The sequence below is a fragment of the Crateriforma conspicua genome (genome assembly GCF_007752935.1).
Taxonomy (GTDB): domain Bacteria; phylum Planctomycetota; class Planctomycetia; order Pirellulales; family Pirellulaceae; genus Crateriforma; species Crateriforma conspicua.
This window is the reverse complement of sequence record NZ_CP036319.1, coordinates 4,836,523-4,861,956: the sequence shown is the minus strand read 5'-3', so window position 1 is coordinate 4,861,956 and position 25,434 is coordinate 4,836,523. Positions and strand designations below refer to the sequence as shown.

The window sequence follows — 25,434 nt, the reverse complement described above, 5'->3', positions numbered from 1 at the left end:
GGGCCTCCGATCGCCATCTCGCTGCCGAATCGTCGCTGATTACAGGGAATACTGCAGCGTCAGCACGGCGTGGGGCGGAATCTGGCCCTGCGATTGATGCTGCGATAGCGGCGTGAAATTGTTTGTGTGGTCGGTCAACCACGCCGCATCAGGATCGCCGACGCCCGGCCCTGTTACGGTGTAGGGACGGCGAGTGGGCCGGTCGTTGACGATATGGACGACCATTTGATCGTCTTTGCGAACACACAGGGCTTCCAGTCCGCCGGGCTGCCTGCCATCACCGCCGGCGTCAATTTCGATGGGCACACATTGGCCGCCGGCGGGGCTGGTGTTGGCGATCTGCTGGAACACGTAATACGCCTTGCTGCGCCAGAAGCGTTTCTGCGGATAGCCTTCGCCCCACTGCGTGCTGATCAAACCCGATTGGTTCTGGGCCGGGTGCGCCCATTCGAATGCCATCCAGGCCGAACACCCCAAACGCAGCGCATTGGTGATGTTCCGCCCATATTCCATCGCCGACGCCAAATCAGATTTGGGGGATCGCTGAGCCCACTCGGTCATCCAAATCGGTTGTTGATCCGACTTGGTGAAGCGTCGTAACTCTTGGAAACGTACCGGCCAGTAACCGCCGGTGTTCCAGTAGTCGTGAACACCCCACGCGGCCAGGTGATCCAATTGACCGGACTGTACAAAGTCGGCCAGACGATCGCTGTCCTTTGCAGCGCGAGTAATCGAACCGGCCCCCAGCGTTTCCGGAAAAACGAATTGCGGAAGGTGATCAAATTCATCGTCGGCTTCGATCAATTCGATGATGGCGTTTCGCACCTGGACGTGCGTTTCGGCCAGTTCGGTCAGTGATGTGTAGTGCGTTCCGTCCTGGGTATGAGGCCAATCGGGTTCATTGAACAAACAGAGATAATCAATCGTGGTGCCCTTCCACTTGGCGTGCTTCAGGAACGCATAAACGTATTCGGCCATTTCGAGCCGGTATTGATCTCCCTTCTTCAAACCGCCGTCACCGGTGGTCGCCTGATTGGTCTTCATCCACGGTGGCGGCGAATAAAGACAAGCGAAGACCTTCAAGTCGGGGTTGCGTTGTTTGGCATTCCACAGGATCCAAAACAGGCGTTCGCAGCGCGACCAATCAAAGGCATCGTTGTTCAGCGATTGCCAGTCGTCGTTGTCATTGGTCGGTTCAAAATCTGGTCGAATCAACGCGTGAACCAATTGCGTGTCGACGTCGCGGAAGCACCAATCGAACAGATCGTTGCTGATGTTGAATTGGTTGTCATAGAACATGACTCCCGCACCCAGCCCGGTGTAAGGGTGTCCGGTTTGATCGGGGTGAATCCGCAGGGTGACGGGACCGGACGACGCGGGTTCGGCAACATCCAATGCCACTTCGGACGCGACGTTGCCGGCCGTCAACCGCACGGTGACCGCATCACCAGCGGATTCCGGAATGATCACGAACGGATTGCGTGGTTCGCCCGTGGGGTCTTGGACCAGGGATGCAGACCCCTTGATTTTGACCTGATAGGTTTCCGGGTCGGCACTGGACCAGCGGTCGCTGCCTTCGTACCGGGCTTGGATGTGGATCAAATCCGGGCCACCGGCGAACAGCCCGTCATCAGGTTCGGCCACTCGAAACGCGACGACCTTTTTCGGCGGCTCGTCGGGTGATGCGGCGGAGGCCAACCGCGACGATGACAAGGCGGCGACGACTGACAGAAAAACGACGCGGGCCGTCGTGATATTCATGGGGGTCCCCAAGGCGTGATCGTGCTTTTGCCTCCCAGTGTAGATCAGTCGGCCGGGTTGATTTCGAGCCGGTCGCCGGTCGATGCTCCGCTGCGACAGCGGGTCGTCGCGTCGGCGAATACGTCGGTCAAGCACGGGCAAGACGCCACGGCAATGGGAAACTGGCTTTACACAGGGGGTGGGGATCGGGATAATACGGGGCTTTGAAACCGAAGGCCTTTTCCGCTGTCCGCGGCGGAAAAGGTTTCTTTTTTGTCCGAAAGGAAAGATGGATGCACGAGACCGTTCCCATGACGCGGGAGGGTTACAACCGTTTGAAAGCCGAAATCTCTCGCCTGGAAAACGATGAGCTGCCCGTCATTACCGAAAAGCTGGCTGCCGCCCGCGAGGAAGGCGACCTGAAGGAAAACGCCGAATACCATGCCCAGCGTGAAAACCAGGGCATGCTGATGGCGAAGATCAGCGAGCTGAAAGACAAGGTCGCTCGGGCTTCGATCGTTGATACGTCGCAAATGCCCAAGGACGAGGTCGCTTTCGGCTGCACCGTCACCGTCGAAGACTTGGCCTACGGTGACGAAGAAGAGTTCACTCTGGTCGGCACCGGCGACGAAGATTACGACACGAACAAGATCCTGGTGACCAGCCCGCTGGGCCAAGGACTGATCGGCAAAAAGGTCGGTGACACCGCGGAAGTCGAAGCGCCGGCCGGCATGCTGAAGTTCAAGATTCTGAAGATCAAGTACGAATCCTAAACGGCTGGATATTCTTTCACGGGCGTTTTTGCCGTCCCATCAAAAAGGGCTCCGAGGTCGTCATGACCGCGGAGCCCTTTTGCATTGGACTGGGGGCAGGCGTTTCGATCCGCTGACCGATCCGGTACTAGCGGGCGACAGGTTCGATGTTGGTGGTGATGTCAAAGCCCATGTCGCGGATCATGTCGTAATCGGCTTGCGGCGGTTGCCCCTTGGTCGTCAGGTAATCGCCGACAAACAGGCTGTTGGCCACGTACAGGCCCATCGGCTGCATGTGACGCAGGTGAATTTCGCGGCCACCGGCGATGCGGATTTCGCGATCCGGGTTGACGAACCGGAACATCGCCAACGCTTTCAAGCAATCGTTGGGCGACATCGCTTGGGTGCCTTCCAATGGCGTGCCGTCGATGGCGTTCAGAATGTTCAGCGGAATGGAATGCACGCCCAGCTCTTTCAAGTCGAACGCCATCTGCACGATGTCGTCGTGGGATTCGCCCATCCCGATGATCCCACCGCTGCACATTTCCATTCCCGCGTCGCGAACGTTTTCCAGCGTTTGCTTGCGGTCTTCGTAGGTGTGCGTCGAACAGATGTGACCGTAATAGTTTTCGCTGGTGTTCAGATTGTGGTTGATGCGATCAACACCGGCGGCAAACAAACGATCGGCTTGTTCGCGGTCCAGCAGCCCGAGGCTGGCGCAAATGTCCAAGTCATACTTGGCTTTGATTTCCGGCACGATGGATTCGACCGCGTTCATTTCGCGTTCGTTCGGGCCGCGAGCGGAGATAACCAGGCAATAGGTTTTCGCGCCCCGTTCATGCGCCAGCTTGGCCGCTTCCATCAAGCGATCGCGCTGCAGAATGTTGTACTTGGGAACCGGCGCGTTGCTGACCTTGGACTGGCTGCAGTAGCTGCAGTCTTCCGGGCAGAGTCCGCTTTTCGCGTTCATCAGAAAGTACAGCTGAACGGTACGGCCGAAATGCTTTTGGCGGATCCGGAAACCGGCGGCCATGATCGCCGGGACGTCCAAGTCCGAAGCGTTGATGATCGCCAACGCGTCTTCACGGCTGATTGTTTCGCCGGCCAGCACCGAGGAGGCCAGTGAGTCATAGAAACCGGGTTCCGCCATCGGCTTGGCGTTGATCGCCACGTCGGAATCGGTGGAAACGGGAGGCAGGGTCTCCGGGGTGGCCGCGTCGGTGGTCGACATGATCTATCGGGCTCGCTGAATTCGATGAACAGGATCGGGGACGCCGTCCATGACACGATTTCTGGGGCGCGACCGGACGTTTGGTTCCGCAAAAAGCGGATTCGTATCGGTCGGCCCATCGCATCGGGCGGGCTTTTGCATCTGCGGTGCAGATCGTTCAACATGGTGGCCCTTGGCCGACAATTCAGCAAGAGCGGCCGACCGTCGCGAACCCATTTGTGAACCGTCTACGTTGGATCCCACCGAACCTGATCGAAGTCCCCAAGCGGGGCCCCAAGCGTGGACGTTGCGTCTGGGGTGTCTGGCCGAACTGGCATCGGCATCCGCCCCGGCGTCCGCGTCGGATCGTCCACTGGGCCGCCGCGACCGAGTTTTGGTGCGGACATCGCGGGGCGTGGAGCTGGGGGAACTGGTGTCGCCGGTGAGGTGGAATTTCCTACAAGGGCGTCAAGCCGGTCCCTCGCCCCGAATACTGCGCCGCACCACACCCCAGGACGAATTGCTGATTCGACGCTTGGATCGGCATCGATGCGAAGCGGTGGAGGCCTGTCGCGACGCGATCCGATCGGCGGGGATCGTCGCGACGCTGTTGGACGTCGATCACTTGTTCGACGGCGGGACGCTGTTGCTGCATTTTTTGGGCGACGTTCCCGAGCAGATCGACGCGATCACCGGCGACATCGTGCGACAATATGAAGCAGTGGTTCGCACGGGTGAATTTGCCGAATTGCTGGAAACCGGATGCGGTCCAGGGTGCGGCACCGACGCCGCCAAAGGTTGCGTCGGTTGCGTGTCCTGTGCCGCCCACGCGGCCTGTCGCACGGCCCGCTGAATCGGCGTTGGTGCATGACGCCGATTCGTCAGGGTTTGACGACGAAGTTCACCAGACGTCCGGGCACGGCGATTTTCTTGACGACCGTTTTCCCGTCCACCAGCGATTGGACTTTGTCGTCATTCAACGCGGCTTGGATCATGTCGTCCGGTTTGGCATCGGCGGGGACGTTGATCTTGGTCTTCACCTTGCCGTTCAGCTGGACCGGGATCTCGATGGTTGATTCGCGGATCGCATCTTCGTCCCAGGTCGGCCAGGTGGCATGGGCGATCGAATCATCGTGCCCCAGGCGGTTCCAAAGTTCCTCGGCCAAGTGTGGGGCATAGGGCGACAACAGAACGAGGAACGAATTCATCGCTTCGATCGGTCGTTCGTCTTGGCGGGTGAAGAAGTTGGTGAACTCCATCATCCGTGCGATCGCCGTGTTGAAGCTGAGCCCTTCGGTGTCTTCGGTTACTTTTTTGATCGTTTGGTGAAGGACACGGTTCTGTTCTTCGTTGCAGGGCTGGTCGACTAATTCGGCACACAGTTGATCGTCATCGGATTTCGCATCCACGATCATTCGCCAAACGCGATCCAAGAAGTTTCGCACGCCGCCGACGCCGGACATGTTCCAGGGCTTGGTGGCTTCGAGTGGTCCCATGAACATTTCATACAGGCGCAGCGAGTCGGCACCGTATTCACGCACCACCGCGTCAGGGTTGACGACATTGCCACGACTCTTGGACATCTTGTCGGCTTTGGCGATGACTTCGATGTCGGTGCCTTTGACGAACAACTTGCCTTTGCGTTTTTCCGTCGCATCATCGTCAAGGTCGTGGCCGTCGGTGCTTCGCAACACCAACGTCTTGTCGTCTTCTTTGCCTCGCACCGCTTCGATGCCAACGTCGGCCAGGGGTTTCTGGTGCTGTTGGGCCTGATCTTCGCTCAAGTGAAATTGTGCTTGGCCCAAGATCATGCCTTGGTTGACCAGCCGTCCGAATGGTTCGGCGCAGGTCACGTGTCCGCGATCGTACAGGACCTTGTGCCAGAACCGGGCGTACAACAGGTGCAGCACGGCATGTTCGGCACCGCCCACGTACAGGTCGACGGGCATCCAAGCCTTTTCCAGCTCGGGGTCGATCATGCATTGGTTATTTTTCGGATCGATATACCGCAGGTAATACCAGCAAGATCCCGCCCACTGGGGCATGGTGTTGGTTTCGCGTCGGAAACGTCGTCCGTCCAATTCGACGATCAACCAGTCGTCGTCGGCCTTGGCCAGCGGCGGCTCGGGGCGGCCGTGGGGTTTGAAGTCTTCCAGTTCCGGCAGCGTCACCGGCAAGTCTTCGGCCGGCACGGTGCGTTTGCGGCCGGTCAATTCGCCGGCTTCATCGATTTCATGAAGCACGGGGAACGGTTCGCCCCAGAAACGCTGGCGGCTGAACAACCAATCGCGAAGCTTGTAATTGACCGCGGCACGGCCCAGGTGATCGCCGTCCAGCGATTCGGTCACGGCTTTTTTGACTTGGTCTGTCGTCTGGCCATCAAACGGGCCGCTGTTGATCGCCACGCCGGTGGCCGAAAAACAAGCCTTGCCCGCCAAGATGACTTCGCGCCGGGGATCATCGTCATCAGGCCGTACGACGGGAATCACTGGCAAGTCGAATGCTTGGGCGAAATCAAAGTCGCGTTCATCGTGCGCCGGAACCGCCATGATCGCGCCCGTCCCATAACCAGCTAACACATAGTCGGCGACCCAGATCGGAATCGGTTTTCCGTTGACCGGGTTGATCGCGTGCGATCCGGTGAAGACGCCGGTTTTGTTCTTGTCGCCTTCGGTGCGTTCCCGATCACTTTTGAAGGATGCTTGTTCGCAATACTTTTTGACTTGCGGCGATTGATCTTCGGTGGTCAATCGATCCCGCATCGGATGCTCCGGTGCAACGACCATGTACGTCGCGCCGAACAGGGTGTCGGGCCGAGTCGTGTAGACACGCAGGGCATCGGTGGGATCTGTCGGAAAGCCTGACTTGGCACGTTCGGTTTTCCAAGCGTCAAACTGGTCGGCCGGGCCGATGAAGAAATCGACTTCCGCGCCGGTGCTGCGTCCGATCCAATCCTGTTGCAGTTTCTTGATGCCGACGGGCCAGTCCAAATCGTCCAGGCCGGACAACAAGCGTTCGGAATACGCAGTGATCCGCAACATCCACTGACGCAGCGGGATACGTTTGACCGGATAGCCGCCACGTTCGCTTTTGCCATCGATCACTTCTTCGTTGGCCAATACCGTCCCCAAATCGGGACACCAATTCACTAACGCGTCGTCTTGATAGGCCAGACGATGATCGTCCTGGTACGATTCGATCACCGCATCACCTTGGGCGGCGATTTCCGCCGGGATCGGCAACTCGGAAATCGGGCGACCCTTTTGTTGTTCGTCGTCGAACCAGGTGTCGTACAGGACCAGAAAAATCCACTGGGTCCAGCGGAAATAGTCTTCGTCCGTCGTCGCGACGACCCGATCCCAGTCGTAGCTGAACCCCAGCATCTTCAATTGGCGTGTGAAGTTGTCGATGTTCCGTTGCGTCTGGATCCGCGGGTGTTCGCCGGTGCTGATCGCGTGTTCCTCGGCGGGCAATCCGAACGAATCGAAACCGATCGGGTGCAGCACGCTTTCGCCGCGCAGCCGTGCGAACCGTGAAACAATGTCCGTCGCCGTGTAGCCTTCGGGGTGACCGACATGCAGACCGTCGCCGCTGGGATAGGGGAACATGTCCAGCACGTAGCGTTTGGTCCCGCCGGGCAAACGTGGCGTGGCGAACGTGCGATGGGTCAGCCAGTATTCTTGCCAGCGGGGTTCGATTTCGGCGGGGTTGTAACGCGGCATCGGTATCGCAGTCGAGTCGTCGGGAAACAGGGGATCACGGCGGAGCGTCGGCATTGCCGCCATCGCCCGGGGGCGATGGATTCGGCGGGCTCGGCAACGCCAGGGCATCGCGAGGCGGGATTCTAGGTCAACGTCGTGGAAGCTTCCATGACCGGGCAATCGCCGCCGGGGGACCTACGTTTCACCGCAATCGACGTTGACAGCGGTCCACGGCGGCTGTTATCCCGCGATTGACGACCGGATCCGTCCCTCTTTCAGCGATCCCTTTGTGGCCAAATCGGCGAACCCGCCGGAGACATGTCCGCACAGGCGGTCGTGCCGTTGACCGACGTTTGTGACCGCCCGCCGGATGTGAACGTTCGGCAGCGACGGATCCCCCCACCGACCAACCAGGCTTCATCGCCAGCGTTCTTTTTGCGGGAAAAGAACGCCATCCGTGCCTGCCAAAGGTTTCGCAGCCGCGTGACCTTTGGTGTACGGACGTGCCAGGATCACCGCGCGACGATTACTGGGTCAATCGTCTCGACAATGACCTGCGGCGATGAAGTCACGACGCACCGGGGTGCGCTACGACGTGCCCCGGTGCGGGGATACAATCGCCAGCATGCCGACCAACGATCCCCAGCGCGAAGCCGCGACTGACGACGCAGCGTCTGACGAACAAGTCAACGCCGACGCAGCCACCGACGTCCAAGCCGGAACCGACCCCGAATCCGCGTCGCAGGGTGCCCAAGGCGATCTTGCGGGCGATCCCGCCGATGAAGTCCTGCCGGGCGATGACACGGGGTTGGACGACGCTCCGCCGGTGACCGTCCAGGATGAACGACGACGGCGGCGCCGAAAGAAACAGTTGGCCGTGGCCGTCGCGGTGATCGCGGCGGTGATCGCGGTGGTTGTGTTCTGGGGCGGCGAATCGCTGGATGTGATGCCGGAAACGACGGAGGAAGTTCCCGCGGCCCAGCGCTTTCACGCTCTGGTCGAACAGATTCGTGCCGAAGATCTGCAATCCATCCACGTGACCGAATTCGAGGTCACCGACGCGATGTGTCAACAATTGCGGGGCTTGGACAGTTTGCAACACGTGATCTTTGACCAAGGCAGCATCGGTGACGAAGGCTTGGCGGCGATCGCGTCGTTGCCCAAGTTGCAGCACGTCCGCTTGCGATTGTCGCCGATCACCGACCAAGGCTTGGCGTCGCTGACCGAGTGTTCCGATCTGTGGCTGATCAATCTGCCGCACAGCCGGGTGACGGCCGATGGTGTCGCCCAGCTGGGCAAACTTCCGCGGTTAAGACAGCTGCGTTTGGGAACCGATCGAGCGGGCAATGACATTTGCCGCGCGATCGCCGGTTTGACGTCGCTGCGTGGCATTCACCTGATCGGCATCGGGGTGACCGACGAAGGGATGAAGTTGATGGCGGAAATGCCCTACCTGGAATCGCTGTATTTGGACGATTCCGCGGTGACCGATGTCGGATGGCAATGGCTGTTCGACACCAAGCCACAGTTGCACGTGCACGTCGATCAGCAGCACCACGATCGCGACCCCCACGCCCATCGCCACGACTGATCGGCGGCCGGCCATCGCGTCGAATCCCATTCGCACAGACTTGGATCGACGCGCCCGAACCGTCATGATTGGCGGCATGAATGCGAAAGCCCCCCACGCCGATCGTTTGCGCTCTTTGCGTCAGTCCTTCGAAACGCACCAAATCGATGCGTTGTTGGTGACCGACGAAATCAATGTCGGATACTTGTCCGGGTTTACCGGCGACAGTTCGTACCTGTTGGTCGGAACCGGCGAAGCGACGCTGTTGAGTGACCGACGATACGAAACACAAATCGCCCAGGAGTGTCCTCACTTGGCCGCCGCGGTTCGGCCGCCCTCTCAATCAATGCCGGACTTGCTGGCGGAGGTCTTCGCCGGATCCTGTTACCGTCGCGTCGGCGTCGAATCATCCAGCGTCACGTTGGCCCAGTGGGACGCTTGGCAAGACCGTTTGGCCGATGCCGAGCCGTCGATCCAGTGGGTGCCGACCGCGGGCGTCGTCGAAGCGTTGCGGCAAATCAAAGACGAATTTGAAATTGGTCGGATCCGCCAATCCATCGACATCGCCGAACGAGCGTATGTTTCGGTGACCAGCCGTTTGACGCCTCGGATGACCGAACGCGAAGTCGCCCATGACTTGGAATCCGTGATGCGGACCCTGGGGGCATCGGGGGTCAGTTTTGAACCCATCGTTGGTGCCCAGCCCAGTGGTGCCCTGCCCCATTATCGGCCCGATGCGGTTCCGCTGGGCGATGCCCCGACGCTGTTGATCGACTGGGGGGCTTTTTATCAAGGCTATGCCAGCGACCTGACGCGGACGCTGCATCGTGACGCCGCTAGCGATGCGTTTCGTCGCGCCTACGACGTGGTTTTGGCAGCTCAATTGGCGGCGATCGAACGCATCAGCGATGGCGTCGCTGCCAGCGATGTCGATGCGGCTGCCCGCAATGTGATCGAAGCGGCGGGAATGGGCGACGCTTTCAAACACGGCTTGGGACACGGCATCGGGCTGCAGATCCATGAATCCCCCCGGATGGCGTCGGTCAGCCCGCAGGTGTTGTCCAGCGGGATGGTCGTCACGGTTGAACCCGGCGTCTATTTCGAGGGTGAATTCGGCATCCGAATCGAAGATGACGTCTTGGTGACCGATTCCGGGTGCGAAGTGCTGACGCGATTGCCCAAGGGCCTCGATGATTGTCGGCTGATTCTGTAAAGTCTGCGATCTGATCTTTTGGGGCCACAGCGCCGATACTGATTCGCCACCCGGGCCCAACGGGGCTGGGGCGGCCCGGTCGGGGCACCCACCACGAAGCCTCGCGCTGCTGAAAATCATCCGTGGCTTTTCCCGTCACCTCCGCGATAGAACGATAAAGAATGAGCAAGGGAGAAAAGTCAAACACCGGCGTGTTTGACATCGATCGCATCCGTCAAATCGTCCAGTTGATGGAACAGCACGAGCTTGGCGAAGTCGATCTTCAGCAAGGCGACGAAAAAATCAAACTGTGCCGTGGGGTTGCCCAGGCTGCCGTGCCCGTCGCCGCACCGGCACCGGTGGCGGCTGCACCGGCCGCGGCGCCTGCCGATGCATCGGCCGACACGTCGGGCACCATCACGATCAACGCGCCGATGGTGGGCACGTTTTATTCACGCCCCAATCCCGAATCGGAAACGTTCGTCAAGGTCGGCACGGTGGTCAGCCCCGATACGGTGTGCTGCATCGTCGAAGCGATGAAGGTCTTCAACGAAATCCCCGCCGAATGCAGCGGCAAGATCGTTGAAGTGTTGGCCCAAGACCAACAAGCCGTCGACTTTGGCAAACCGTTGTTCCGTGTCCAACCGCTGGACGGTTGAAGCAAAACCTGACGTTCTATGTTTAAGAAAATTCTGGTCGCCAACCGCGGCGAAATCGCGCTGCGCGTCATCCGCGCTTGTCGTGAAATGGGCATCACCAGCGTCGCCGTCTTCAGTGACGCCGACCGTGATTCGATGCACGTCCAATTGGCCGACGAAGCGTACTGTGTCGGTACCGCCCGCAGTGCCGACAGCTATCTGCGGATCGATCAAATCATCGCGGCCGCAGAAGTTTCCGATGCCGACGCGGTCCACCCGGGCTACGGCTTTCTGTCGGAAAACGCCCACTTCAACGAAGTCTGTCGGGAAAGCGGATTCGAGTTCATCGGCCCCAGTGCCGATGCGATGCGCAAACTGGGCGACAAAAATACCGCCCGGTCGATCGCCATCGCCAATGAAGTCCCCGTCGTTCCGGGCAGTGACGGGTTGATCGAATCGGACGACGTGGCACGACAGACCGCGGCGGAAATCGGCTATCCCGTTTTGATCAAAGCCACCGCCGGTGGTGGTGGCAAAGGCATGCGGATCGCCGAGAGCGAAGACGTTCTGGCCGGCGCACTGAAAGCCGCCCGAAACGAAGCCGCCGCCGCATTTGGTAACGGTGGTGTCTACCTGGAAAAGTTCATCGATCGGCCACGCCACATCGAAGTCCAAGTCATCGCCGACACCCACGGCAACGTTTGCCACTTGTTCGAACGTGATTGCAGCGTCCAGCGTCGGCACCAAAAGCTGATCGAAGAAGCACCCTGCAGCACGCTGACCCCCGAACGTCGTGACGCGATCTGCCAGGCGGCGGTACGCATGATTCGCGGGGCCGATTATGCCAACGCGGGGACCGTCGAGTTCATCGTTGACCAAAACAACGATTTCTATTTCATCGAAGTCAATGCTCGGATCCAAGTCGAACACCCGGTCAGCGAACTGGTCGCCGGCGTGGACTTGATCAAAGAACAGATCCGCGTGGCCACCGGCCAGCCGCTGTCATTCAAGCAAGAGGATCTGGTCTGCACCGGGACGGCGATCGAATGCCGCATCAATGCGGAGAATCCGGATCGCGGTTTCCAGCCGTCCCCCGGTCGAATTGAATCGATGTTTGCCCCCGGCGGGATGGGCGTCCGTTTCGATTCGCACGTCTATGCGGGCTACACCGTTCCGCCACACTACGATTCGATGATCGGCAAGCTGATCGTGCACCGTCCGACGCGTGAAGAAGCGATCGCGACGATGCGGCGTGCTTTAGCAGAACTGCAGATCAAGGGCATTTCCACCACGGCTTCCTTCCATGATGTCGTGCTGGGCCACCCCGAGTTTGTGGCCGCGACCATCGATACCAAGTGGGTGGATCGCGAGTTCCAAAAACCCTGATTGATCGGTCGTGATGCGATCGATCTAAAATCGCTCGGTCGACGCTTCGGTGTCGGCCGAATCAGATCCAGCGGCGTCCAACGCGGCGATCCATTCTTGCGGCTGGTCACCGAAGTCTTTGCCGGTCGCGTCACGCAGCGAATTGACCGCCAAACGCTGGGTCGACGGGTCGCTGTCATTCAGTGCGATGCGCAGTGCGTCCACGGCGACCGGAGATTGAAATCGTCCGAGTGCGGCGATCGCGGAATTGCGGACATCATCATCGGGGTCGGCGTTGACCGTGGTGGCCAACAGCCGCGCCGCTTCCTCGTCACCCCGTTTACCCAGCCCACGACAAGCTTCCATTCGGACTTTGAAGTCGTCGTCATCCAGGCCCTTGCGTAACAGGTCCAGTCCGTTGGCTTCGTCGGCACGGCCCGCGGCGACGACGGCCAACCGCCGCATTTCCGCGCTGGGGTCGTGTTCGTAAATCTTGTCCAGTTCACTTAGCCAATACTGTTGGCGATCGGCGGTCATCCGGGCGATGCCACCAGCGACGTCCTGCAGTTCTTGGTGTCTTTCAAAATCGGTGATGCCCAACTGGCGGTCGTCACGCCATTCTTTCATCACAAAGTACGGATTGACCTTTTTCAACGCGTACAGCGGTCCGTCGTGACAACCCGGCGCGATCGTCATGATCGTGCCAAGCAGAACGGCGGATCGTATCGCGAAACCGAGGCGAATGGCCTTAGCAGGACGACTCGGTTCGATTCGGCTGCGGATCATGCGTGAATCAAGGCTCGTGAAGGAACGCGTCAGGGAAGGTCCGATGCCAAGGCAACGCGACCGTTTTGCGATGTAGCAAACCACGATGGCTGCCTCCAAGGGCAGTTTCTCGGCAACTGTGAAACTGCCAGTTTCCGCAACTGCTGGGATAGGCACCGAATGCGGGCCGGCGCAATCCCCCCGCCCAATCGATCCATTCCGATCAGTTGGCCCCATCGGATTGCCTTCCCATGGTTTCTAAATGAACGCACGCGCCATGTGCTAACAGTCAACGGCACAGTTTCCATAGAGCCGGACGAATCGCGATCTGGGTATTGCGTCGACGAATCAATGTGACTTGGCAGAGTTGTGGTTTGGGACGACGTGAATCCGTTGCGATGTGGTGTTTCGGCACGAGCAAACTGATGGGGGCATCATGGCACTTTCCATTCACTCCAACCGTTGGACGATCTTTGCGCTGTTGATCGCGTCGGCTTGGATTGCATTCATCGCCCAGGCGCCAAGGGTGCAATCCGCCCACGATTCCATCGCTTCACGTTCGTCCAACGTCCGTGTCGATCCCGCTGGGGCGGACTTTCCCGAGTCGGTCACAACCGAGACGCATTCGGGCCAGCGCGTTCCAACATCCGACAGCGTGAATACCCACGATCGGATCACGATTCATGTGGGAACGTCCACATCGATGACCGGGCCATGCGCTGATTTGGGTAATTCCGTGTTGGACGGGATTCGGGCCTCGTTCCACCAGGCGAACGCCGAAGGCAAGCGGTATCGATTTCAAATCACGGCGATGGATGATGCCTATGATCCTGCCAAAACGGCGTCGAACACGAAACGGTTGCTGGCCGATCCGACAATCTTGGCGGTGATCGGCAATGTCGGAACTCCGACCGGCGTGGTTGCCGCGACGATGTGTTGCCAGACAGACACGTTGTTTTTCGCACCGATCTCGGGCGCGCAGATTCTGCGAACCGAAGGGACGCAGACGCTTCAGCATTTTCGCGGCAGCTATGAAGACGAGGTGTTGGCGTCGATCAACGCGATCCTTCGCTACAGCGACGTTTCCGCCGACCAGATCGGCTTTTTCTGTCTGCGGGACGGACTCGGGATGGCGGGATTCAAAGCCGCCTGTCAAGTATTGGAGCAACACGGTGGTATTCCCCCGCACCACATACCGGTCGGGTTGTACGCCAGAGATTCATTGGCCATTCAAAACGGTTTGGCGGACCTGCTGAATCACCAGCGACCGCCGAGAGCGATCATCGTGGGCGCGTCAACCGACGCGGCGAAAGAGTTTGTGTCCCATGCGCGACGCCATGGCTATCGCGGCTGGATCATCTGTATCAGCTTCGTCCAAACGGATTCGCTGGCACGTGTCATCGCCGTCGACGACCGTCGAGTGATCGCGACTCAGGTGGTCCCCGATCCGCTTTCAAACCACGCTATTGCGATCCGGTATCGCGACGCGTTGAAAGACTTCTCGCAAAAATCGCATCCGAATCCCGCATCATTCGAAGGCTATTTGCTTGGATCCGCATGGGTGCATGCCGTCGAATCATTGGAAGTCCATCCCAACCGGAAATCGGTGGTTCAGGCCGTTGAAAACATTTTCGCGGGGATCACACCGGTTCCCTGGTTGGAAGAATTCCGCAGTCCGCAAAACCCCGATGGCAAGCGGATTTGGGCCACCCGACTGACGTCATCGGGAGTCCAATATGAAACGTGGGATCAGATCTTTGCATCGGAGGCGTTGTGATGCATCGAGTCATTCCCCCCCACAAACTCATTACGGCCATGCTACTGGCCGGGGTCGTCTCGGGAATCATTCTGCTGGTCAGCTGCGTGGTGACGCTTCAGCGGCTGAACGACCAACGTTTGCAAGCGGCCGAAGCTGAGATTCGGGCACGCGAGCTGGTCGATCAGACCCAGCGTTTTCGCAGTTCGATTGAAAGCATCGCCCTGCGTCCCGAGCGGCAAGATTGGGAACAGGTCGGCGGTCAAGCAGAAAGGGAACGTGATCAACTGCGCGAAGCTTTACAGTTCGTCGATTGCGGCCAGCAGCATCGTCCCGACGACTGCCAGTGTCAGAAGCTTTACGAATCCTTGGATGAAATCGTTCTTGAAATCCAAGGCTTGGGGCGATCAAGCAAGGTTCTGCGCGGCGATTTGCAAGTGCTGAAGCAACAGTTTTGTGTCGCTCGTGATGCTTTACTGCGAATCCGTACCGCCGCTGAGTCCGTCGAAGGACGCTACCGTTTGAATGGCAGCATTTCGCCAGGAGATGAAAACCATCGCAACATTCAAACGATTGTTGTGGAATGCAGCGATGCCTTGCACTACATGGAACGGACGCAAGCTGCGTCGCACGTCAGTGAACTGCTTCGATTGCGTGAAGGCGCCTATCGACCATTGCTAATGCGTTTGGAGCTTTCGCTTCGACGGCTGGCCGAGTTAGAGGATGCCAAGGGGATCGCGACGATCGATGACTTTGCCAAACTTCGACAGGCTGTTTTTGATCATTCCCAATCCCCTGATTTGTTTTTTCACTCAGATTGCGACAGCATCTTCTGTCTGCGTTTCAAGGTGATCGAAAATCAAAAACAGATCGCTGCGTCACAGGAACGTCTGAGCGGTTTGTTGACGCAAGTCAGCACGAAGGTTGCAAACCGGCTGGTCACTCTATCCGGTGACGATTCCCAACGCGCCGGCAAGATGGGGAACCCATTGCAATCCGCCATTTGGACAATGGTCGTCTTGGGCGTGATGTTGTGTGTGACTTTTGTAGGGTTGGCGGTCGCAGTACGAAGTCTGTTGATCCGGACATTCGAAACGATCGAAGAGAAACGTTTGGAGGCGGAAAAGCTGGCGCTGGTGGCAAAGTACACGGTGAATTCCGTTGCGATCACCGACGAAAAAATCCGCGTCGAATGGGTCAACGAGGCGTTCACACGAAACACCGGGTACACCCTGGATGAAGTCGTGGGATCGTCGCCCGGCAAGTTTTTGCAAGGGCCGCTGACCGATCCGAAGATCATCCGAAGGATGCGCGCGGCGCTCCGCAAAGATCTCGGGTTTCGCACGCGAGTTTTGAACTACAAGAAGGATGGAACACCCTACTGGAACGACTTGGAAGTCAGACCCATTCGGGATCAAAACGGCGAAGTCACCAAATACATCAGCATCCAAACCAACGTCACTTCTCAGGTGGAAGCCGAACAGCGACAAGCCAAACTTCAGCAGGAATTGAAGCAACAGAAAACGTTGCTGGATACCATCGTCCAGCACATTCCGGCGGGGGTCATCGCGGCCGGACCTGACGGAAATGTCACTTGCTTCAACGCGAAAGCAGAAAAACTGCTGGGGGCAAGTCGTGATGACTTGAAACGTGTGGACCAAGTGGACGCAATCTGGCATTTCCAAGAAGACGATGGGAATGTGGAATCGGAATTCCAATCCCCGCTGGGTCGCGCGGTCAACGGCGAAGACATACCCAATCGTCAAATCCGTGTGCAGGTGGGCGGCGATGACCGTTGGCTGTTGCTGGGCGCCGTCGCGTTTGATAGCGAACACGTCAGCGGCGGTGTGGTGATCTTCAACGACGTAACGGAACAGGTCGCAACCGAACACGGCCAGCGGCAATCGCAAAAGCTGGAAGCCATTGGCCAGCTAGCGGCCGGAATCGCTCACGAAATCAATACACCGATGCAGTACATCGGCGACAACATTGATTCGTTGGCGGAATGGATGGACGAGTTCGGTAGGTTCTTGGAACAAACCACCGATGGCGGCGATGATGATGACGTCGATCGACGTGATTCGACGGATCTGCCGGCACAGCGAATCCAACGATTGCAACAAATGGTCGCCGAAGCGTTGCAGGATTGTCGCGAAGGATTTGATCAAGTGACCGGCATCACTCGCGCGATGAAGGAGTTGTCGCACCCGGGTGAAGCAACCTATCAGTGGGCCGATCTGAATCGGCTAGTCGTCGGCGCCATCACACTGTCAAAAAATCGCTACAAGTATCACGCCGAGTTGGTGAAAGATCTGGAAGCCGATCTTCCAGAAATTCAATGCCGGTCGGCCGAAATCAGTCAAGTCGTTTTGAACTTGGTTGTCAACGCTTCCGATGCGATCAGCGAACGTCTGGAATCCGATGATTCCCACAGCGGTGTGATTCGAGTCGAAACGCGCCGGCAAGATGATCAGGTCATCTTGCGTGTCAGCGACAACGGTTCAGGGATGGACCAAGCCACCATCGAACGCATTTTCGATCCGTTCTTTACGACCAAAGACGTCGGCAAGGGGACGGGACAGGGATTAACGATCTCGTATGACATTGTGGTGGCAAAACATCAAGGCACATTGCTGGTCGATAGCGAACCGGGTGTGGGAACGACGTTCACGGTTGCCTTGCCTATTGAACGTGAAAACGATGGTGAATCGGAAGCCTACTCGCGGGACCTTGGTGATCCAGACATTTGGCTGGACGAAGATCCGAACGTGTTGGATTCATTGGATGATGCCGACGATCTGATCATCACCTGAACAATCCAAATGGAAACAAACAAAAAAAATCGGCTGTTTTGTCGAACCACAGATGGGGTGAATGAAAGATGAACGATCGAGTCTTATTCGTCGACGACGAACAAAAAATGCTCGACGCGGTGGCGCGTCGCTTCGAAGGGACGTTTGAAATTCATACGGCTTCGTCGGGGGCGATGGCGCTGCAGATGATGGAGCATCAAGACCCGTTCGGTGTTGTGATCTGTGACATGCGAATGCCGCAGATGGACGGTTTGCAGTTGATCAAGGAAGCACGGAAGAAGTTCCCCGACAGCATCTACATGATGCTGACCGGAAACCAAGATTTGACGACGGCATGCAACGCGGTCAACGTCGGCCAAGTGTTCCGGTTGCTTCACAAGCCGTGTCACAGTTCGGTGCTGCACCGCGCGATCGAAGATGGTTTGATGCAATTCGATTTGCTCAATGGTCGCGAAGATTTGCTGCGCCGGACCTTCGGCGGTGCACTGACCGTATTGACGGAAATCTTGGAATTGACGCATCCCATTGTTTTCCAGCGTTCCCACACCGTGATGCGGTTCGTCGACGAATTGGCGGATCAGTTGGGCCTGGGCAAACCTTGGGACTATCGCGTCGCCGCATCGCTGGCCAACATCGGCCGCGTCGTCGTGGGCGAACATGACCAAGACCGGACCGACACCTATGGTGTTTGCATCGATTCGGAAGCCGAGATCGCTGGTCGCTTGATCGCCAACATTCCGCGTTTAAACGATGTGGCGGAAATCGTTCGCCGGCATCCCAATGCCAGCCGAATTCCCGATCATCCCGAACAGTCCCGCGAAACGCGAATCGAAGCCGGGGCTTTGTTGCTTCGTACCGCGATCGTGTACGAGTTTCATTTGCGAAGTGGGCTGAAGCCTGACCGAGCTTTGACTCAACTGACGCATGCGATCCCGGGGCTTGCCAAGTCCGTGTTGGACGCTGCGGCAAGGTTGGATGTGTCGGAGTTCTCGGCACCCGACGACGAAAGACCGGATGTTGAGATTCGACCTTATGCACTGAAGGAAGGCATGATCCTGGCGCAAAACGTCCAAACCCGCGATGGTTCCCTGCTGTTGTCCAAGGGGACCCGGTTGAGCCAAGCGTTCATTGAACGTTTGCAACAAATGGCGATTCGCGACGATCTGCGGCCGCTGTTTGTCCAGGCCATTGTGGAAACCCCCGAGGCGTCGGAGGAATCCAAACCGAACGCAGCGGATGAATCTCAGGGACAAAGCGACGGCGATACGAACGCGGATCACGCTTCGGCCGATTCATTCAGTGGTGCCGACGAACCGGTTGCTGCATCGATCTAGCCGTGTAACGGTGGGTCAATCAGATGCGATCGCGGCCAAGACCTGTTGCGCCGCTTCGATCGTCTGGTCGATCATCGCTTCGGTATGCGTGCGGCTGAAGAACAACGCTTCGAATTGGCTGCATGGCATGTAGACGCCTTGGCCGATCATGCCCCAAAAGTACTTGGCGAACCGATCGCGATCGCATTGGTCGGCATCGTCCCAGCTGTTGACCGGTTGATCGTGAAAGAACAGCGTCATCATGCTGCCGACTTGTTGGACTTGGTGGGGAATCTCGGCCGACGTTGCCGCCGCGTCCAATCCATCGGCCAACTTTTTGCCCAGGCGTTCCAGTTGTTCGTAGGGCGGTTGGCGTTTCAAAATTTCCAGGGTCTTACTGCCTGCGGCCACTGCCACCGGATTGCCGCTTAAGGTTCCCGCTTGAAAGACTTTTCCGGCGGGCAGCACCTGATCCATGATGTCCTTTCGGCCGCCGTAGGCGCCCAGCGGCATGCCACCGCCGACGATTTTGCCAAGCGTCGTCATATCGGGGGTGATCCCATAGCGTTCTTGTGCACCGCCGTAGGCCAAACGGAATCCGGTCATCACTTCATCAAAGATCAGCACGCATCCGTCATCTGCGGTTAGCCGTCGGACTTCTTTCATGAAGGCTTCGCTGGCCGGGACGCACCCCATGTTTCCGACCACCGGTTCCATGATCACGGCTGCGATTTGGCCGGGATGATCGGCAAAGCACTGTCCGATCGCATCGACGTCGTTGTATCGCAGGACGATGGTGTCGCGGCTGGCGCCAGCGGTCACACCCGGGGAATCGGGCGTGCCCAAGGTTGCGGCGCTGCTGCCGGCGGCGACCAAAAGACTGTCGACGTGGCCGTGGTAGTTGCCGGCAAACTTGATGACTTTCTCTCGACCGGTGGCGCCACGTGCCACGCGAATTGCGCTCATCGTCGCTTCGGTGCCGCTGTTAACCAGACGCACCTTTTCGATCGAACCCACCGCATCGATGATCTGTTGCGCCAGCACCGATTCGGCTTCCGTGGGGGCGCCATAGCTGGTCCCACGCGATGCGGCTGCCGTGATGGCATCGATCACTTCGTCTTGGGCGTGACCCAAAATCATCGGTCCCCATGAACCGATGTAGTCCAAGTACCGATTGCCATCGATGTCAAATAGGTGCGGGCCTTTGGCGTGATCGATGAACAGCGGTGTTCCGCCCACGGCGCCGAAAGCTCGTGCGGGACTGTTCACCCCACCGGGCATCAGTTGTCGTGCGGATTCGAAGGCGGCGCGACTTTTTTCGCCGGCGGCGGCTGTCAATGAAATCGATGTCATGTCGTGGGAACCGTGCAGTGATTGCAGTGAATGTCAGGCGTTGAAGTTTTTGGTGTGGCGGTGACGAATCACAGGTTGGACGAACGTTCTTGTTCGATCATTTCTCTGGCGCCTGATTCGATCAACCGGTTCGCAATGTTAGTGGCCAACTGGATCGTCGCTTCCGCATCGGGCGAATCCAATTCACCCGTTTCGTCCAGACACTGTTGGCCGTCATGTGACAAGACACGAGCGTGGACGTTCATGCGATCGTCAACGATGGTTGCCAACACGGCGATGGGCGCCAAACACCCGCCGTGCAATTGCGACAAGATGGTTCGTTCCGCTGTCACACACAGCCAACTGTTGGGATCGTCCAGTTTTGAAACCGCATTCGATGTCGTCGTGTCACCGGCGCGAACTTCGATACCCAGAGCACCCTGCCCCGGTGCCGGCAGCATCTGTGAAAGCTCAATCGTTCGACGCGGCAGGTCGTCCATCTCCAGCCGACGGATGCCGGCTTCGGCCAACAGGATCGCATCGAACTCGCCGCTGTTCAGTTTGGAAAGACGGGTTTGGACGTTGCCACGGATCGGCCGAATGTCCAAGTCGTTTCGCAGTGCTTTCAACTGGGCCATGCGGCGGCGGCTGCCCGTGCCGACGACCGACGATTTCGGCAAAGTGTCCACGTCGTATCGCTGGGGCGAAACCAGACTGTCGCTGACCGTTTCGCGGGTCGGGACGGCGGCCAGCTTGAAACGCTCGTCCGGTTCGGTCGGCAAATCCTTCAGCGAATGCACCGCCACATCGGCTTCGTCGTCGATCAATGCCTGCTGAATACGTTTGGTGAACAAACCGACGCTGCGTGTCCCGTCGATCGGGCGCTGATCGACATCGCCACCACTGACCAGCGGGACCAGACGAGTGTCGAAACCGGCGTCCGCCAGTTTCCGGGCAACGAAACGCGCCTGCCACATCGCCAAAGGGCTCTCACGCGTGGCAATTCGCACGATCGGTAAATCTGTCATCAAGCAAAAAGTCCAAAAACTGCGGATGCCGGATCGGCTTTCTCGGGCACACATCGCGGCTGCGAAACCTGGATCATCCGGCACGGTGGCTAGAATGGGAACCGCCAAGCGAAGGGGGCGACCCGTTGACACATCGGCGTTTCCGCCGATCCCGCGGGTTCGTCGATTCGCACGTCGACGGGTACGATCATGGCTCGGTTTGCGTTCGATGGGCGGTTCGTCCCGGTGGCGGGCGATCCGATTTTTGACATCCGTACCGGTGTTTTTCGCGCCCCACGGCCGACATAAATGTTGCCCCGTCGTCAGTCATTAAGTTCCACACCATTAAACGTCAGCCGATGCGGTGTGACGACCCCGGCGGTCGTTCCATCGCGAACCGTCGGACCGAGTTTTGCGTTGAAAGTTCACCGTCTCGGCCGTCATCCATCTGGTATTTGATCTCAACGTGTCCGCAAATCCACCGAACGGCGATTTTCGCGACGACGATGCGACCCGAGAATGGTCCACCGGCGATGGGGAGGCGGGTTCGCACGACTTGACCGAAGCGGGGCTGTTCGAAGTTTCCCAAGGCGAATCGGCCGATGATGTCTTGGAGGTCCACGACCGCTTGGGCGATTACGAGATCAAGTCGCTGCTGGGTTCCGGCGGCATGGGCCAAGTTTTCTTGGCCGAACACGTGCGGATGCAGCGAACCGTCGCACTGAAGACGCTGCCCGTGCACCGTCTGGGCGATGCCAAAGCAATCGAACGATTTTTTTCGGAGGTTCGCGCCGCCTCTCGCGTCATGCATCCGAACATCGTCACCGCGTTTGACGCGGGCGAACAAGACGGCGTGCCCTATCTGGCGATGGAATACGTCGATGGAAAAACGTTGACCCAGATCGTATCCGAAGGCGGGCCGCTGACCGTCGGCGATGCGGCGGATGTCATTCGGCAAGCCGCGCTGGGGTTGCTGCACGCACACCGTGCCGGCGTGGTGCACCGCGACGTCAAGCCGGGAAACTTGATGCGAACCACCGATGGGACGGTCAAGGTTTTGGATTTGGGGTTGGCCCAAATTAGCTCGCTAGCGGTCGACGCGATTCGGCCGTCGGCCAAGACCGACGCCGTTTCCAGTACGGCCGATGCCAAGTCAGGAAAGCACGGCGATGGCAAAACCGCTGGCAAACAACGATCACGGGGCAAACGCCGACCGGGAAAGCTGATCGGCACCCTGTCGTTCATGTCGCCCGAACAGTTGGAAGACCCGGAATCGATTGATTCACGCAGCGATATCTATTCGCTGGGGGCGACACTGTATTTCTTGCTGACCGGACGCACGCCGTATCCCGGCGAATTCTTGGACCAAGTGTACGGCCACCGCCACGGCGAAATACCTGATCTGATGCAGATCCGCGATGACGTCGACATGAATTTTGCCAACGTGTTTCGACGCATGATGGCAAAGTCACCGGGGGCCCGATACAACTCGCTGGATGAAGTGATCGAAGACTTGGCGGGTTACGTCGCATCCGAAGCCGCGCCGTCTTGGTTGCAACAGTTGGCGCCCATGCAGGCGATCGCACAAGACAGCAGCACGATCATTGGTGGTTCCACCTACGGCGGTGAATCCACGGTCGCCCGTCGGACCGAGATCGTCGGTCTGGATCTGGGTATGTTCGACTTGGCCGCCGCCAGTACCGACTTAAGCGGATCGCTGCGGAATTTGACGCCCGGCGAACTGGGCCAACCGCTGTTTCGAATGGTGATGACCGGCAGCGACGGCACGATGCGGTTCGGCGATGTTGCGACCCAGCGTCAATCGACCAATCCCGACCAAGTGATTCGGTGTTTGCCGATGTATTTCGGCCAGCCCACGATCGGTCGGCAAGTTTGTGGACGCAATTGCCCGCCGGAAGTCTTGATGGGCGCGATGATCCGCCGCGCGATGCGCCAGGCGTGGAATCGCAAACAGCCGCCCGAAGCGGTGGCGATCACAGTCCCATCGGTTTATGACCAACTGCATCGCCGCAGCATCATGCAATCGGCGACCATCGCCGGCCTGCGTTCGGTTCGCTTGGTGGACCGATCATTGGCGTGCGTGCAATTGATGATGATGCAACATCAATGTGGGGGAACAGCATCGGCCCCCACGGACGACAATCCGTTGGTGTTGGATGATCCGGCCGAATCTGAACCCATGCCGGGTGACGAAAGCCGTCATGTCTTGTTTGTTGGGCTGACCGGCCAGGCGTGCGAGGCGGTGGTCGTTCGCTGCGAAAATGGTCGGCTGGAACAGTTGGGGGCCAGCGGGCATTGGAATCACGGCACGCTGATTTGGATTCAACGTCTGGTCGACTTGGCCGCGGAGATGTACAGCCGGTCGATCGATCTGGATCCACGCAAAACCTTGCGACGTGCCGCGCGGCTGCAGACGGCGTGCGAGCGTGCGATCCAGTCGCTGATCATGTTGCCCAGCGTCAAAATTACGATCGAAGCCGCATCGCACCCCGTGTCCGTCGTCGTGGATCGCATGCAGTGGATGCTGCGATGTGAAGACTTGATCGACCAAGTCACCAAACACATCCGACAGGCCTGTGAACGCGCGTCGATCCGGCCCGACCAACTTGATCATGTGGTCGGGCTGGGACCGCTATTGCGGATGCCGGAATTGAAGAAGCGGATCTTTGCCGGGGTCCCCGCCGCCGCGAATGTCACGATGGCGGATCGCCATGATGTGGCCTGTGGTGCCGCGATCTGTCTTTCAGGGGAATTGCCCGGTCGTGGTGATATTCCGATGCCCCCGCGAAACGTGGCCAGCCAACAGATCGGTGTTTTGGTCGAAGACGCGCAGGGACGCAGCCGCATTCTGCCCATCATTCCGCGCGGCACCATCTTGCCGGCTCGGACGAATCGACGAATCAGTGCCGGGAAACAAAAGGAATCGTTGACTCTGTCTCTGGTCGAAAGCTCAGGGCCTCTTGGCAAACACTGGCAATCCCTGGGACAATACGACTTCGACCTGGATTTGGCGAACGATTCGTCGGCCAAACGGGCTCGCATGATCGGCTTCGAAGTCGACATCAATGGCCTGTTGACCGTACGTGCCCAGACCCCGGGCGTGCCCGGCAGTAATAAGTTGCCGTCACTTCCAAAACCGGCGATTGACGAAAGCGATCTGGCGGGCTGGATCCAGTGGCTGAACGAACAGCCCGTCGAATGATCTTGCCGGGCCGGTCGGGGCAACGCTGCTTCCGATCGGCGATCACGCCTGTCGCCGGATGCTTGCCCGTGTGTTGTCGCACTTGGATGCTGCCTGGACGGTCATATCGGCGCCCATCGTATCGCGAACCCGCCGACGACAGGTTCGCTCGTCTAAAGAACATTCCCCACCCACCACGCGAAAGGTCTCATGGAATTTGTCAAAATGCACGGTGCGGGCAACGACTATGTTTATGTCGATTGCTTCGATCAGACCGTGCCGTCGAATCTGCCGGAATTGGCGCGACGCATTTCCCATCGACGTTTCGGCGTGGGTGCCGATGGGCTGATTTTGGTTCGCCCTAGTGAGCAGGCCGACGCGTGGATGCACATGTTCAATGCGGACGGCAGCGAAAGCGAAATGTGTGGCAATGGGATTCGTTGCGTCGCCAAATTGGTCCAAGACCGCGGGTACGCCAAAGCGTCGCCACTGACCATCGAATCGGGGGGCCAGGTTTATACGATCCAAACGCAATGCGATGACGACGGAAAGGTTTGTCAGGTCACCGTCGACATGGGCAAGCCGATACTGCAGCCCGAACGAATACCGACCCTGATTCCGGGCGATCCTCATGTTGTTGACGTGCAAGTGGAAATCGACGGACGCCATTTTCCCGTGACCTGCGTTTCGATGGGCAACCCGCACTGCGTCGTGTTCGTTGATCATGCCGACGATGAATGGGTGCTGAAGATCGGGCCACAGTTGGAAAACGATCCCCGTTTTCCCAAACGTGTGAACGTCGAATTTGTCGAAGTCCTGTCACCGACCGAGGTCCGACAGCGGACTTGGGAACGTGGCAGCGGCGAGACTTGGGCGTGCGGCACCGGTGCGTCGGCGGTTTGTGTCGCCGGTGTTTTGACGGGACGAACCGAACGAACCATCTTGAATCACCTGCTCGGTGGCGACCTGACACTGCGGTGGGATGAAGACAGCGATCATGTGTTCATGACCGGCGGAGCGGCGGAGGTCTTTCGCGGAACTTGGTGAACGACGGGATCGCCGATGGGATGAAATCGGG

Annotated in this window: 17 protein-coding genes; 11 read left to right on the top strand and 6 right to left on the bottom strand. The window is 58.6% G+C overall.

The window, feature by feature from the left end; all coding sequences use genetic code 11:
* Nucleotides 1-39: 39 nt before the first annotated feature.
* Nucleotides 40-1,761, bottom strand: a complete 1,722-nt coding sequence (locus Mal65_RS17675; protein ID WP_145300512.1) for a glycoside hydrolase — start codon at nucleotides 1,759-1,761, stop codon at nucleotides 40-42.
* A gap of 272 nt (nucleotides 1,762-2,033) precedes the next feature.
* On the opposite strand from Mal65_RS17675, the gene greA reads away from it, so the two are divergent.
* The gene (gene greA, locus Mal65_RS17670; RefSeq protein WP_145300509.1) at nucleotides 2,034-2,513 is read left to right on the top strand and encodes a transcription elongation factor GreA; all 480 of its coding nucleotides are present in this window, start codon (nucleotides 2,034-2,036) and stop codon (nucleotides 2,511-2,513) included.
* 127 nt (nucleotides 2,514-2,640) lie between these two features.
* Here greA and bioB read toward each other — a convergent pair whose 3' ends face one another.
* Nucleotides 2,641-3,642 carry a biotin synthase BioB gene (gene bioB, locus Mal65_RS17665; RefSeq protein WP_196784870.1) on the bottom strand — a complete coding sequence of 334 codons (1,002 nt, stop codon included), beginning with the start codon at nucleotides 3,640-3,642 and terminating at the stop codon, nucleotides 2,641-2,643.
* 313 nt (nucleotides 3,643-3,955) lie between these two features.
* Here bioB and Mal65_RS17660 point away from each other — a divergent pair, with 313 nt between their 5' ends.
* A complete protein-coding gene (locus Mal65_RS17660; RefSeq protein ID WP_145300503.1) occupies nucleotides 3,956-4,555 on the top strand; it encodes a hypothetical protein in 600 nt (199 codons plus the stop codon).
* A 28-nt stretch (nucleotides 4,556-4,583) separates the two neighbouring features.
* Here the strand turns inward: Mal65_RS17660 and leuS are convergent, their stop codons facing one another.
* Entirely contained in the window at nucleotides 4,584-7,424 is a 2,841-nt protein-coding gene (gene leuS, locus Mal65_RS17655) for a leucine--tRNA ligase (RefSeq protein WP_145305008.1), read from the bottom strand.
* A 604-nt stretch (nucleotides 7,425-8,028) separates the two neighbouring features.
* Between leuS and Mal65_RS17650 the strand changes: the two genes are divergently transcribed.
* The 4 genes from Mal65_RS17650 to accC all read left to right on the top strand — a co-directional run bounded on the left by Mal65_RS17650 (nucleotide 8,029) and on the right by accC (nucleotide 12,189).
* The gene (locus tag Mal65_RS17650; RefSeq protein WP_145300500.1) at nucleotides 8,029-8,994 is read left to right on the top strand and encodes a leucine-rich repeat domain-containing protein; all 966 of its coding nucleotides are present in this window, start codon (nucleotides 8,029-8,031) and stop codon (nucleotides 8,992-8,994) included.
* 76 nt (nucleotides 8,995-9,070) lie between these two features.
* A complete protein-coding gene (locus Mal65_RS17645) occupies nucleotides 9,071-10,186 on the top strand; it encodes a M24 family metallopeptidase (RefSeq protein WP_145300497.1) in 1,116 nt (371 codons plus the stop codon).
* Between the two features lie 161 nt (nucleotides 10,187-10,347).
* Nucleotides 10,348-10,824 (top strand): acetyl-CoA carboxylase biotin carboxyl carrier protein, encoded by a 477-nt coding sequence (accB, locus tag Mal65_RS17640; protein WP_145300495.1) that lies wholly within the window; start codon nucleotides 10,348-10,350, stop codon nucleotides 10,822-10,824.
* An 18-nt stretch (nucleotides 10,825-10,842) separates the two neighbouring features.
* Nucleotides 10,843-12,189, top strand: coding sequence for an acetyl-CoA carboxylase biotin carboxylase subunit (accC, locus tag Mal65_RS17635; RefSeq protein WP_145300492.1), 1,347 nt, complete (start codon nucleotides 10,843-10,845; stop codon nucleotides 12,187-12,189).
* A gap of 24 nt (nucleotides 12,190-12,213) precedes the next feature.
* Here the strand turns inward: accC and Mal65_RS17630 are convergent, their stop codons facing one another.
* Nucleotides 12,214-12,864 carry a HEAT repeat domain-containing protein gene (locus Mal65_RS17630; protein ID WP_196784257.1) on the bottom strand — a complete coding sequence of 217 codons (651 nt, stop codon included), beginning with the start codon at nucleotides 12,862-12,864 and terminating at the stop codon, nucleotides 12,214-12,216.
* A 505-nt stretch (nucleotides 12,865-13,369) separates the two neighbouring features.
* Between Mal65_RS17630 and Mal65_RS17625 the strand changes: the two genes are divergently transcribed.
* The 3 genes from Mal65_RS17625 (at nucleotide 13,370) to Mal65_RS17615 (ending at nucleotide 18,836) form a co-directional block, all read left to right on the top strand.
* On the top strand, nucleotides 13,370-14,710 hold the full coding sequence (locus Mal65_RS17625; RefSeq protein WP_145300486.1) for an ABC transporter substrate-binding protein: 1,341 nt from the start codon (nucleotides 13,370-13,372) through the stop codon (nucleotides 14,708-14,710).
* The gene (locus Mal65_RS17620) at nucleotides 14,710-17,502 is read left to right on the top strand and encodes a PAS domain-containing sensor histidine kinase (RefSeq protein ID WP_145300483.1); all 2,793 of its coding nucleotides are present in this window, start codon (nucleotides 14,710-14,712) and stop codon (nucleotides 17,500-17,502) included. Before Mal65_RS17625 ends, Mal65_RS17620 begins: the two co-directional genes overlap by 1 nt.
* A gap of 68 nt (nucleotides 17,503-17,570) precedes the next feature.
* The gene (locus tag Mal65_RS17615; protein ID WP_145300480.1) at nucleotides 17,571-18,836 is read left to right on the top strand and encodes a response regulator; all 1,266 of its coding nucleotides are present in this window, start codon (nucleotides 17,571-17,573) and stop codon (nucleotides 18,834-18,836) included.
* 15 nt (nucleotides 18,837-18,851) lie between these two features.
* Here Mal65_RS17615 and hemL read toward each other — a convergent pair whose 3' ends face one another.
* Nucleotides 18,852-20,168 carry a glutamate-1-semialdehyde 2,1-aminomutase gene (gene hemL / locus Mal65_RS17610; protein WP_145300478.1) on the bottom strand — a complete coding sequence of 439 codons (1,317 nt, stop codon included), beginning with the start codon at nucleotides 20,166-20,168 and terminating at the stop codon, nucleotides 18,852-18,854.
* Nucleotides 20,169-20,236: 68 nt separating this feature from the next.
* Complete coding sequence (hemC, locus tag Mal65_RS17605; RefSeq protein WP_145300475.1) at nucleotides 20,237-21,175, bottom strand: hydroxymethylbilane synthase; 939 nt, start codon at nucleotides 21,173-21,175, stop codon at nucleotides 20,237-20,239.
* 445 nt (nucleotides 21,176-21,620) lie between these two features.
* Between hemC and Mal65_RS17600 the strand changes: the two genes are divergently transcribed.
* Nucleotides 21,621-24,377, top strand: coding sequence for a protein kinase domain-containing protein (locus Mal65_RS17600; RefSeq protein ID WP_145300472.1), 2,757 nt, complete (start codon nucleotides 21,621-21,623; stop codon nucleotides 24,375-24,377).
* Between the two features lie 189 nt (nucleotides 24,378-24,566).
* Nucleotides 24,567-25,403 carry a diaminopimelate epimerase gene (dapF, locus tag Mal65_RS17595; RefSeq protein WP_145300469.1) on the top strand — a complete coding sequence of 279 codons (837 nt, stop codon included), beginning with the start codon at nucleotides 24,567-24,569 and terminating at the stop codon, nucleotides 25,401-25,403.
* The last annotated feature ends 31 nt before the right edge of the window (nucleotides 25,404-25,434 follow it).